Source organism: Spirosoma endbachense, assembly GCF_010233585.1.
In the GTDB taxonomy this organism is placed as follows: Bacteria; Bacteroidota; Bacteroidia; order Cytophagales; family Spirosomataceae; genus Spirosoma; species Spirosoma endbachense.
This window is the reverse complement of record NZ_CP045997.1, coordinates 10,247,972-10,248,250: the sequence shown is the minus strand read 5'-3', so window position 1 is coordinate 10,248,250 and position 279 is coordinate 10,247,972. Positions and strand designations below refer to the sequence as shown.

Here is a 279-nt window from a genome sequence, read left to right as displayed (position 1 = left end):
TGACGGAGATGGACGAGCCGGTGGCGCCATTGCTCCACAGGTAGGTAGATGCTCCGGATGCGGTGAGCGTACCGCTCTGGCCTTCGCAGATGCTGATGGAGGAGACGTTGACGGTGGGGGGTGGGCTAACCGTGAGGGTGCCCGATCCAACCCCGGTACAACCCGAGCCACTGTTGCCCGTCACCGAGTAGGTGCCGGCCACATTGACCGAGATGGAAGCCGTAGTGGCGCCATTGCTCCACAGGTAGGTAGACGCGCCCGATGCGGTGAGTGTACCCG

The 279-nt window shown here is 63.8% G+C and carries 1 protein-coding gene; it reads left to right on the top strand.

Features of this window, described 5'->3' with window-relative positions:
- Positions 1-279 (top strand): hypothetical protein (locus GJR95_RS41950; RefSeq protein WP_198424784.1); only part of this gene is annotated, 279 nt, incomplete at both ends.